This window comes from Flavobacterium sp. N2270 (genome assembly GCF_025947225.1).
Lineage (GTDB): Bacteria > Bacteroidota > Bacteroidia > Flavobacteriales > Flavobacteriaceae > Flavobacterium.
Map to the genome: position 1 here is coordinate 553,221 of NZ_CP110005.1, position 13,306 is coordinate 566,526.

General features: G+C 33.9%; 3 protein-coding genes. All 3 read right to left on the reverse strand.

Annotated elements, in window-relative coordinates; translation table 11 throughout:
* Window positions 1–31 precede the first annotated feature (31 nt).
* A complete protein-coding gene (locus OLM55_RS02670) occupies window positions 32–4,240 on the reverse strand; it encodes a T9SS sorting signal type C domain-containing protein (protein ID WP_264559875.1) in 4,209 nt (1,402 codons plus the stop codon).
* Window positions 4,241–4,391: 151 nt separating this feature from the next.
* Window positions 4,392–8,564 carry a T9SS sorting signal type C domain-containing protein gene (locus tag OLM55_RS02675; protein WP_264559876.1) on the reverse strand — a complete coding sequence of 1,391 codons (4,173 nt, stop codon included), beginning with the start codon at window positions 8,562–8,564 and terminating at the stop codon, window positions 4,392–4,394.
* Between the two features lie 106 nt (window positions 8,565–8,670).
* Complete coding sequence (locus OLM55_RS02680) at window positions 8,671–13,218, reverse strand: choice-of-anchor D domain-containing protein (protein WP_264559877.1); 4,548 nt, start codon at window positions 13,216–13,218, stop codon at window positions 8,671–8,673.
* Window positions 13,219–13,306 lie beyond the last annotated feature (88 nt).

The window sequence follows — 13,306 nt, forward strand, 5'->3', positions numbered from 1 at the left end:
TGATTGGGCTTTTTTATTAAAACAAATTGAATTAAAAAATTACTTTTTTATCAACTTGTTTGCCATTATCTAAAGTAATTTTGATAATTAATGTCTGATTAGATGTAGTAATTGAAGAAATTACATGTTCTAACGCATTTACATTTTTATTAGAATAAATTACTTTCCCTAAAATGTCATAAACCTCAACAGTTTTAAGATTGTTCTTAGAAGAGACAACATTTAAAATTCCGTTTGAAGAAAAAGTGTTTACAAAACTATTATTCTCAAAACTATCGTTATTTAGAGCAATATTTTTATATACCAATTCAAATCTATCATTAAACGTTCCTGCTTGAGAATTGAATGAGTAATTTCCTTCTTTAATATCATGTAATGTTCCCGATAAATTATCTTTGATAAAGACATCTTGAGTAACAAATAATCCGTCAAGATTTTCTAAAGATATTTCATAAGAACCAGCTTCTATAACTTTTAAACCTAAAGGAACTACATCCTCATCTGAAAACGGAAGCGCTCTTCCTTGGATTACATATTCATTATCTGAGATTAAATTATAAATCATAGTCTTAGATTTATCTAAAACTTCCCCATCAATCATTTGATCAATTCCTGAAGAAGCTCCGTTCATATAACCCACTAATATTTGGTTATAATCTAAATCAGTCCCTTTTAAGTTTAACCAAATTCTATGTTTTTCTGCTTCTACAGAAGCTGAACTGCTTCTAAAGAATTGAGTACTTGTTGACGCATCTCTTCTGAATTCATTTTCAAAAATAACATTATCAGCCGTTCTAGCTTGAATATAGAATCCTTGGCCTGTTTGAATAGTTCCGTTTGGAATTATTGAACCGCCTTGAGATGCGGCTCCTCCCAAAATAGTATAGGAAGCATAATTATTAACCGGATAAGAACCACCACTCGCTGCTACTCTATGAGTCCAAAAATACAAAGTATTCAATCCTGGATTTGTAATTAGAATTCTATTTGCATCAATTGGAGATGGATAAGGGTTTCCTAAAAGGTTATATCCTATTCCAATTGGAGAAGATAATTTCCCGTTGGTTGGAACTCCAGTAAAAACGCCATTATGAACAGCAGGAACAGTTGATGATGAATTATCTGCCGAACGAATCATATATCCTTTACCAACTGTAAAATTAGAAGTCGCAGTAACTGATTGATAGGCTGTAGGTGTAGTTGTACCCGTATATAAATATTGGTAAAATCTATTTGATAATGTATTTGGTGAAAACGATTGTAATTGTTGCCCTGAAACTGGAGAAGACCAAGCCGTATAATCCTGACGAATCATTGCTTCAGAATTTCTTTTAACCGTTATATTACCACTATTTACTGCTGTACTAGAGTATTGAACTAATGCAGCATTATTTTCAATTGAAAGCAAAGCTCCACTTGCGACAGTTACTCCTTCACCCACTTTCAAAGTGTGGCCCGTATTAAATATTACTTGTGCAGTTCCATTAACTGTTACCGAACATGCTTCCAAATCTCCTATTGAACTATAATTGCCGTTAAAAATTGCCGCAACTCTTTTGGTTGGTGTTCCAGCGCTCCATGTAGATCCATTCCAAGTTGTAGTTGTACTACCACAAACCCAGAAATCTCCAGTAAACAATCCTCTACCATAAGTAGCTGCTAAAATTGTATTATCTGAAGACCTGTAATCAAAAGAAAGTACTTTTACATCTTTCATTCCATTATTAGAACGTCTCCAATTTGGTGAAGCCGAATTAAAATTAGTGGTATACCAAACACCTAATTCAGTACCTATTATAACTTCATTAGTTGCATTTGGATTCTGTAAAATACATTTTACAGGCAAATCAGGTAAATCTCCTTCCTTATTTTGCCAAGAAGCCCCTCCATTTGAAGTGTACCAAATGTTTGTTGTTCCATAATTATGGAAGGTTACAAAAATTTCATTATTTGAAGCACCATATCTAATATCTGAAATAGCTCCTACCCATGAGCCGTCACCAATTGAAGTCCAGGTTGGTGTTGTATTTGCATTGTTCAACTGCAACAGCCTTCCATTAGCTAATCCAACTAACATTCTGTTATTTGTATATGGAGAAGCTTCAAAATAAGTTGGAATATCATTTAATAAAGAATTCGTTAATGTAGCTGTAGTTGTTGAACCACTCCCTGCAGGGTTAATTGTATATCTATAAATTCTATAGGTTGTACCATTAGTACCGTTAGCGTATAAAATATTTGCGTTACTATCTAATCCACATTGATTAACAAAATCACCATCTGTAGTGTTGTTTGCAATATATGTAGTTGCAGTATTTGTTGCGTATTGAACAAAGTGATATGAATTATATACGTATGAAGTTACCATAAACTCATTTTGCTTGTCTATAAACTCCCAACAACCATCACCTCCAAAAACTTCTGTTGAAGAGCCTATTCCTGGCGTATTAACAATTAACTGAGATCCATTATCTTGAGCTCCAGCTAATAATTTTTCTGTCCCTGATTGACTTATAGCTCCCTTATAAAACTGAGTAACATTATAACCATTGTTTCTATCAATTAAAGTTACTCCAGAATTATTAGAATAATAAACACCTCCATCATTACCAAAAACAACTCTCGATTCTAGACCTGAAGCAAATGCCATACAATGTTGATCTGAGTGCATACCGTCTAAACTTCCATTTGTTGATCCCGGATCAACAGTCCAATCACTTAACTGTGTCCAAGCACCTCCACTATTTGTAGATTTAAAAACCTCTATACCACCTACATATATTTCAGCATCATTTGTTGGGTTTACCCCTATCATTAAATCATAAAAAGCTTGACCGCGACAAAAATCATTAGCTGCAGGTGGCTGATTACCTGTACTTACAGGAGGTGTTATTGTTATATTACTAGACACAAAACCATCAGTAGTTCTTTTTATTTCAGCATAACCTGTTGCATAATTTTGCAGTAAAACGTATATTTTATTAGCATTTGTCTTTGAACAAGCCACTTCAACTCTACCATTTGTACCAAAATCACGAATTAAGTTCCAAGTGGTTCCGTTTGTAGTAGAAAATATCATCCCTCCAGTAATAGGATAAGTATAACTTCTTTTGGTACCCATCCATAATTTACCGTCTGCACCAATATCAAAAGTATTTGGAGCATAATTTCTGCTACTTGAATCTTTTAATGAAGTGTTTTCTAATCGTGTAAAATTAATACCATCTGTACTTCTATATAAGCCAATAGTATTCAAGCCCAACCAAGCCCAAGCTGGATTTCCAGAAACAGAATCATAATATGCCATTGCGTCTGAACCGAAGAAAACCTCTGTTTGATTTGTATTTGGATTATTCCATGCGATGATATCCTGAATATAAGTAATGTTATCTCTAACGTTTGAGCTTGTAGCAGCACCAAAAATATTGGTCCAATTTAAACCTCCATCAATCGATTTGTAAACACCATTACCATTAACCGCCCCCCAAGTATAAACTTCTCCTGTTCCAATATACATAATATTAGAATTATTCGGATCAACAGTTATACACGATACAGCAATATTTGATGGAACACCTTGTGTTTGTTGCCATACGGAAGCAGAAGATGTTATATCATTATTAATCCACAATCCTCCGCTGACACCACCAGCAAATACTTTAGTGGTACTTCCAGGAGCAAACATTAATGCTCTTGTTCGTCCACCAACATTATTTGGACCTCTTTCAACCCATTGATTATCTAATCCGTCACCAGGAACCCTATTTAGTCTTTCTTGTTCTTCTAATTCCGTTTGAAGTATACGCACAAGCTCTGGAGTAGGTCTTCCTAAAACAGGATTTGATGTATACAACCATTCTTGCTCATAAAAAGCATTAGGTGGTAAACCTATTGCTTTTCTTTCGCTTTTTGGCAAAGTCTTAGTCTTGGCAAAAGGATGGTTTCTTAAATAGTTTGAATATTTAGCTCTTAGTTGTTCAATTGAATCATTAGTTACAATTTTACTTTCTTTTGTAGGTAAATTCTTTTTACTTGAAATAATTGCAACTTCACTTACTTTGTTATTTAAAACTACATCTCCCTCCTCAACATTTGAAACAGGGCTAGTTTTTTTATAATCGTTTGATTTAGGTGAAGTAATAATCTCTTCTTTCTTCTGTAAACTAAAGGAAAAATAAGCAAAACTTGCTAATGCAATTAGAACTATAAATGTACTAATTTTTAGTAATATTTTTTTCATAAAATATAGATTTGGTTTTCAAATATAAACATTCCCTATATAAGTTTATGAGTTTTTATAAAATTTCACTTTTTATACATTTAAAATGTATTTTTTTAACAAAAAAACCCTTAAGAAAAACTTAAGGGCTTTTTATTTACTATATAAATTTTTAGAAAATTACCTTTTTAGTAATCACTTCTCCTGTTGTGAGCGTTACCTTTATAAATAAAGCTTGTTTATTTGTGTTTATAGAACTGATAGATAATTCTTTTTCTCCTACATTTTCAGCAGTAAATATATTTCTACCTAATACATCAAACACTCTTACTGTTGCAATATTTTCTTTTAATGAATTCACTTCAATTTGATTGTTTTGAGTATACACTAAAACATCATTATCGTTTGTAAAGTCATCATTTGATAAAACACCTGCTCTATATACCAATTCAAATCTATCATCAAATATTCCGTCTTGAGTTGAGAACTGATATGCTGATTGTTTGATGTTGTGAGTTATGTTTGTGTATTTATCTTTCAAAAAAACATCTTGGGTTGTAAATAATCCGTCAATTGTTTCTAAAGAGATGTTGTATAATCCTGCAGTTATAGCATTAAGGCCTAAAGGGACAATATCTTCATCGGTAAAAGGTAAGGTCTTACCCTGAATAACGTATTTATCATCATTAATAATGCTATATATAGATGATGAACTACTTTCTAAAGATAAACCATCAAAATTATTTTCAGCACCATTAGTTGCTCCTTCTACATAACCTACTAAAATTTGATTATAAGCATTTGAATTATCGTTAAGGTTTAACCAAATTCTATGTTTCTCTGTTTCTACAGAAGTTGTTTCTGCATTTCTGTAAAATTGTGTGCTTACTGAGGCATTGACTCTTTGGGCATTATTAAATATAGCATTGGTTGTACCTGCAGTTGTTTTTCTTAAATAAAAACCTTGACCTGTTTGAATGGTTCCATTTGGAACCTTTCCACTTGCAAAAGCAGCAACACCTCCTGTACCAGAAGTATAGGCAGCAAAGTTATTTTGAGGATAAACACCTCCACTAGCTGCAGTTGTATTGGTCCAGAAGTACAAGGTTCCAACACTTGAATTTGCCGTTAAAAATGAGTTAGCACTTATTGGCGATGCATAAGGATTACCTAACAAATTAAAACCTTGACCCATATTTTGGTTTATAATTCCATTATTTGGAACACCAGTAAACTGTCCGTTATAAGCTGAAGCAACAGTAGACGATGCATTATCCGCAGCACGAATCATATATCCTTTACCAGCTAAGAAATTAGTTGTTGCAGTAACAGATTGATAAGCTGTTGGCGTTGTTGTACCTGTATATAAGTATTGATAAAAACGTGTTGATACTGTGTTTGGTGAAAATGCTTGTAATTGTTGCCCAGTAACTGGAGAAGACCAAGCGGTATAATCTAAACGAATAGTTGGCGTAGCAGTTCTTTTTACAATAATGTTTCCAGAATTTACAGCACTATCATCAATCTGACGTAAACCAGCATTGTTTTCAATAGACAACAAACCTGTTCCATTAACAGTAACTGCTCCATTTACAATTAATGTGTTTCCTGAATTAAAAGTTACATTAACTCCAGTATTAACCACTACAGAACACGCTTCAATATCTGATGAAGAACTAAAATTTCCTGCAAAAGTAACTGCTGTTACTTTACTAGGTGTTCCATTTGACCATGAAGAACCATTCCAAGTAGATGAAATGTCGCCACAATTAATACCTGTTTTTGGACCTACAGCATATCCTCCAGATATTCGAGTTGTAAAACTAGCTTCAAAAACTACATTTGTTCCAAAAGAAGTAATTGTTACTGGCTTTTCTTCAATAACATATGAAGTGTAATTTGATGAATTAACGACACTAATATTATTATTTTGAACTTTAATGATATTTAACTGACTTCTAGTTTTACCTGTTGCAGATTCCCAAGCAGCGACTTCAGCTTCTGTGAAATAAAGTTTCACTGTATAAGACCCTGTTGGAGTATCATTAGCAGAAGTTATATTGAAGGTTTTAGATAAAATTTTGTTTGCAGTATTAGAATCAATAAAAGTTGAAGTTGCTGCTCCTGCAGAAGCATTACTTCTATTTACAGAAACTGATGTACATCCATAGTTAAAAGTACCTGCATTGATAATACCTGTCATAATATATCCTGAAGAACTATCTTTTGCATACACAGTTCCTGATGTTGGTATTAATGCTTGATATAAAGTTGGTGTATTAACTGCAGTTTGCACATTAGTAGCAACTGTAGCATTTAAATTTACCGTATCTAAAAGTAATAAACCAACATTTGTGTTAGAGGTATTATTGTGTCTAAATACTAAATAACCAGTTTGTCCAGCTAAAGCTAACAAATTGTTTGTTCTTAACTGAGTAGTACCTTCGTTAACTACCAAATTAGTTTGCACTAATGTACCTGCTAATATTGTAGCTTCAGATGCTATACTAGTAGTAAAATAAACACTAAAGTCACCTGCATTTCTAGTTTGAGCGCCATTATCATAACCTCCAATTATATAAGATAAACTAACAGCACTTGCGCCAGCTGGAATTGTAAATTGAGGGCTAATTAAATAGTTATTAGGTGTTGTGTTCCCATTACCAGTGCTAAGATAATTTAATCTTTTTTCAGAATAAGCTGCTCTTCCAGATAAAGTATTTGGGGCTGTTCCAAGTCCATCAATTGCGCTTCCACCGACTGATCCCCAATTATTTCCATCAGTATCTCCATCTAAAATCAACCAACCTGTTAAATCTTCAAAGTCTTCAGTTAATACTGATACAACTTGTGTTGGGATTGGAGCAAAGTCATTATCTACTATAGTTATCGTAATTGTTTTAGAACCAGAATTAAGTAAAGCATTACCGCCACTAGCATTCAATGTTAAATCTACAATAATAGTCTCGTTCGGTTCTACTATACCGTCATGAAATACTCTTACTGTTAGATTTTGGGCAGTTGTTGAGCCAGTTGGAAAAGTAACCGTAGGGTTTACAATTGCATAATCTACATTTTGTGTTGCAGTACCTCCTGTAACATTAAAAGTTACAATTGCATTTGCTGTAGCTGCTTTTAAAATAGTAACTGGGAACGTATAGTCTGTAAAATTACAGTTTGTGTTTTCATTTATACTACCTGTTGGATTACCAAATTGTATGTAAGGAGCAGGCGCTTGACAAGCTGTAGAAGCATTTAAAGTGTTTCTTCTTGGTGAATTTTGCATTACCGCTTGAATACGCGTTTTCTGATCAGCCGTGAATGTATCCATACAATAATCATATGAATAATCCATATAGTTTTGATATTGATCCGCTCCAGCAGCTGTACAAGAATCAACATAGTTACAATCATAATTTGCAGAAGCAGCCAAAGGTGTGTCGGCACAAAAATCATCGACAGTACAACCGCCATCTCCCCAAATATGCCTTAAACCTAACCAATGTCCAACTTCATGGGTCATTGTTCTTCCTAAGTTATAAGAGCTATTTAAAATAAATGTCCCATCATTTTCATCAATAGTACCCATAGCGTCAAAAGAGGCCACTACCCCATCTGTGTTAGCAGCACCGCCATTGGTAGCCAATCCTCCTAAGCCAGAATTACTTGGGAATTGTGCGTATCCAAGCACTCCAGCTAAATCACCTGAGAATCTAAATGTCCACATATTTAAATAATTATCTGGATTCCAGATGGTTGAAGCCTTTGCACTTTCAACTGCTGCATTATCAAAAGAGACTGTATTTAAATTAACTCTATTAATACCATTTGTTGGATTTCCATTTGGGTCTGTTTGCGCCAAACAAAAATTAATTTGCGTATCAACAGCAACTCCTGTTGAATTAGCACCTCCACGTGTCCCAGACATTCTTCTGTAATCCTGGTTCATTACATTGATTTGTGAGATTGCCTGAGCATCTGTAATATTTTCTCCGGTACCTATTGCATCACCGTTATGAATAATGTGTATTACAACTGGTATATTATAGACTGCTTGAATATTTCTTCCTGCAGCTCTATCTGCTTTAATTTGAGCAATTTTAGGCGCCAACCAAGTTTCAAATTCTGTTGTTGTTGCTCTATCAGGGAATTTATTTTTTAGTGATGCTTCATATTCTGTGGAATAACATCTTACATGACCACTTGGAGTTAACTCTTGAGTTGGAGCAATTGATCTACCAAATTGCTTTGTTGCAATTTTATTAGACAATTGATTGTTTTGGGCATAAATTGACGTCATAAAAGACAACAAAATAGCACAAACTAGTAGGTAGTTTTTATGCATTTTAAATAGATTTGGTTAATAATCAGTGAACAAATATAACCAAAAAAAGCAAAAAAGCAACTCTTTTTAGAATTGCTTTTTAGTTAATTTATTATGGAAAAAATATTTAAAACATAATTTTCTTACTTAATTTAGTATTATTCTCTAAAATTATATTAATAATTAATACATTATTTGATTTTACAATTTCATCAACGATCAAAGTATTCGAATCAACATTTGTTTTAGAAACCAACAACCTTCCAAGCACATCAAAAATTTCAATATTTTTAATTTTCAAGTTATTTGAAACAATTTGAATATTATCATCAGAAATCACAAATAAATCATTTTCGCTTAACTGATTATCTTCAGTACTTAATCTACCATCTGTATACCTTAAAACAAATCTTTCGTTATAAACACCTGATAAAGCATAAAAACTATAAGGAGCTTGTCTTAAATCGTGAATAACATTTAACTCTTTATCTTCTAAATAAATGTTTTGACCCTCTTCAAAAAGTCCATCAACTGTTGCGATTGAAATTATGTGCGTTCCTTGAGTAGATGTTTTAAAACCTACCGGAACTTTATCTGTATCAATAAAAGTAGCTCTACCTTGAATTGTAAACACATCAGCTCCAATTAAAGTATAAAAGTTTTGAGCACTTTTATAATCCGTTAGCGCATCATACATTCTATCCTTAAGATTAGTGGCATCGTCTACATAAGCAACAAGGGTTCTTGTAGTTTCATTATTTGGTGTTAATAAATCCAACCATATACGGCTCTTATTTGCATCTACCTGAGACGCATTACCAGATCTATAAAACTGACTATTAGAATACCCTTTATTTCTCATTGAGTTATTAAAAGTAACTGTTTCTGAAGTAGCTGCACCAGCATCCATTAATACAAAGAAACCTTGACCACCACCTATAACACTTAATGTTCCAGGACCACTTGTAGCACCTGCTCCATTTATTGCAACATAATCACCAGCCGTATAGTTTGAAACAAAATTATCATAAAAAGGATCAGAAATTCCAGTACTTGGAGACGTTCCATGTGTCCATAATCTAACAAATCCATCAATATTTGTATTTGTTGTTAAAAACGAATTAATGCTTATTGCAGATGGATAAGGATTTCCTAGTAAGTTCCAATTATCATCAGTGTCCGTTCTCATAATTCCATTTGGACCAGCTGTTCCTGAACCTAAATTACTTCCTCTAGAAATTGCTGGTGTATATACTCCATTTCTTGGAACTCCTACAAAATTTCTAGAAAAAACATCACGCATAATATACCCTATACCTGATTGCATTGCAGTATTTGCAGCTCCAACCCAATATCCTTGACCTCCATTAGGATTTGCAAATGTTGGTGACCATCTGTATATATATCCTGTAGGAGTATTAACTCCATTTACTGGTGAAGACCAATATACATAATCTAAAGCTACACCAGTTGTACTTCTTTGATAAGAAATATTTCCTGTATTCACTCCTGCATCATCAACTTGTACTAAAGAACCATTGTTTAAAACAGTTAAAGTTCCATCAACAGTTAAATCATATTGAATTTCAACATAAGTGCCATCTTGAATCTCTAAAGTAAATGTTGAATTCACTAATAAACTGCAACATTCAATGTTTCCATTTGTAGTTGTATCGTAATTTCCATTAATTACTGCATACATAGTAGAAGTAGGAACTCCATTTGACCATGTTGTTCCATTCCAAATAGTAGTACCATCTTTAACAATTGCCGCTTCAGTTGCAGTATAACAAGTTGCCGAATCTTCTCTGATTTGACAATAATATTGATAATTATTTAACCCGCTTGTTGAGGAAATATTTAATGTTGCTGAAGTTGCTCCACTATAAACACCTCCATTAGTAACTGCTGTCCAACCAGCATTTCCGGGCACATTCACATACCACTGATATGCCAAACCAAGACCTCCTGCCACTCCTTCAGAACCTGCAACATTTAATACAGCCGAATTAGAAGTACAACTAGCATTTGCGTCTATAGGGTTAAGAGTTACTGTAGGACTATTTCCATTACCTGCAGGAAGAACTAATCCTGCGCTAGGATAGCATTCGCCAGCTGCTAAAGGTGTAATACTCCAGTCTGCAGCTACATATGTTGTTCTTGCACTTAACGCACCAGTATTTCTTACCATATAATATCCAGCAGATGGAGAATATGTATGTACATCATCTACAATAACTGTTCCTGCAGCATTTCTTAATTGAATACCGTCATCTTGATTAAAACCATTGTCGATTGTTCCATTTGTTGAGGCTGGCCCACAACTACCAGTAGAAACCTTTAAAATTCCTAAAGCACCAGGTGCAATTGTACCTGATGTAGCAGCGTAATCAATTTCATTACCATCACCATAGTTACTTGTTCTCCAAATACTATATTGAGTTAAATCTACCGCCGAAGCAGTTCCATTATAAATCGTTATGAAACCTCCAGATCCAGTTTTCTCATCATGAATATCATAAATGATTAAATCTGTGGTCACAGCAACTCCTTCACAAGAAGAATTATCTTCTTTAATAACCGTAAAAGAAGAATATGACAAATCACAACCTCCAGCATCTTGAATAGTAATATTACCTGTAGTGGCACCTGTAGGAACAATAGCTTCAATAACTGATCCTGAAACAACAGTAAATGTAGCAGAAGAACCTCCAAAGTTTACAGTAGTCGCTGTAGCAAAACCACTACCATTAATAGTTACCATTGTACCAACTGGACCTGAAGTAGGTGCAATTGAACTTACCGAAGTAGTTGGTGTACATGTTATTGCCTCTCCTAATATGTCAAATGTATAAGGATTTTCATCAGCATCGTTATTATCAATAGATACTGTTGCATTACTAATTCCTAAAGCCGATGGACTAAAAGTGATTTCAAAAGTAGTAGAACCACTACCTGCAACAGTTGGAGCAGGGTTTATAGACACATAAAAATCAGCGGCATCTACACCTGTAATCGTAATACTAGAAATATCTAAATCATCAGTCCCTGAGTTTGTTATTGTAAATGTATGCGACACATCATTACCAAGTACAGTTGTTCCAAAATCAGTATCATCAGTTGTAGATGGTGTTGTATCGCCATCAACAATAGAAACACTATTACCTTCTACATCTATTTCTACATCTGGTGGCAAACCACAAAAAACATTTACATTTTGCAAATACCATGGTGATGTTGTTGATGATGCTTTTCTAAATCTAATATAAACATTTGAAAAAGAAGTATATGCAGATAAATCAACAGTACAAGCTGTTGTTCCTCCTGAAGTAGTATTTCCTATATTATAAGTTGTTACTGGTGTATATACTCCACCTTGAGTAGTAGTTGAAACTTCAATTATAAAATCTTTAGCAGAACTATTTGAAGTCCTTCTTAGGTCAAAAGTTAAAGAAGCTGGATTTGAAATAGCTAAAGTCGTTAACTCGCCAGTAAAGGAAGCAAAATTTGCCTCCCCACCTGAATATGTAATACTTGTTTCAACCCATCCCGCAGGAGTAGTTGTAAAACTTGATTGACTTAAACACGGCCCTGTTCCTAATGTAATTACTAAAGTTTGACTATCTGTTCCTGCGGCGTTTGTCGCAGTAATCGTAACGTTATATGTTCCAGACACTGTTGGTGTTCCAGAAATAACTCCTGTAGAAGCATCTATAGTTAACCCTGCTGGTAAACCAGTAGCCGTATAACTTGTAGGTGAATTTGTAGCAGTAATAGTATAAGTAAAAGCAGAACCTTGATTACCTGAAGCCGTCAAACTACTTGTAATTACCGGAGCACTGATTCCATTACCTTGAATAGTAAAAGTATATGGGCTTTCATCAGAATCATTATTTACAATACTTATCACAGCATTTCTTAAACCGTCAGCCGAAGGATTAAATGTTACTTGAAAAGTTGTAGAGCCACTAGCCGCAATAGTAGTAGAAGGTGCACTAGTTACAGAGAAATCGGCAGCATTTGCGCCACTAAATGAAATAGCACCAACGTTTAAAACTGTAGTACCTGTATTTTGTATTGTAAATGTTCGTACTATTGTTCCACCAGTTGTTGGAGTTGAACCAAAATCAGTATGATCTATTAAAGATGGCGTTACATCTCCCGAAACTATTGAAACTGCATTTCCTTGTATATTTATCTCTGGACCAGAAACAGCTCCTGCAGTAATATCCACATCATCCATTGTCATATTTGAAGAACCTCTAGTAAAGGTCCAACGAACAAATCTTGACACTGCATTTAAAACATAAGGTCCTTTTGTCGTACAAGTAGTTGGAAGATCTGATGAACCGCTTAAACTAACAACTGTTGAATAACTAATCCCGTCGACAGACTCCTCAACTAATAAAGTAGAGGTAGTTGCAGAGTTTGATTTTACTACAAATGTTAATTGCCCTGGATTAGAATTGAAATTTACAACCTTACTGTCTCCAGTTGTATCAAACTTTGCACCATTACTCCCTGAGCAGGCAAAAGTCGATGTATAAGAATCCAAAGGAGTATCCGTCCAACCAGTAGGAGTTGAATTCCAAATAGTTCTATTCAAAGGAAGTGTAGCTTGCCCCCAAGAAAGAGCACTAAATAAAAAAGTAAATAAAAGTAATTTTAATTTCATTTTTTTAAGTTTTAAAATTGCTGTACCGACTTAGTTTTTTTAAATTTGGACAGCCTACAAAGGTAAAATAATATTTTTTACATATAAA

Coding starts and splice junctions, on each gene's coding strand:
- OLM55_RS02680 (WP_264559877.1), bottom strand. CDS start 13,218: ATGAAATTAAAATTACTTTTATTTACTTTTTTATTTAGTGCTCTTTCT.
- OLM55_RS02670 (WP_264559875.1), bottom strand. CDS start 4,240: ATGAAAAAAATATTACTAAAAATTAGTACATTTATAGTTCTAATTGCA.
- OLM55_RS02675 (WP_264559876.1), bottom strand. CDS start 8,564: ATGCATAAAAACTACCTACTAGTTTGTGCTATTTTGTTGTCTTTTATG.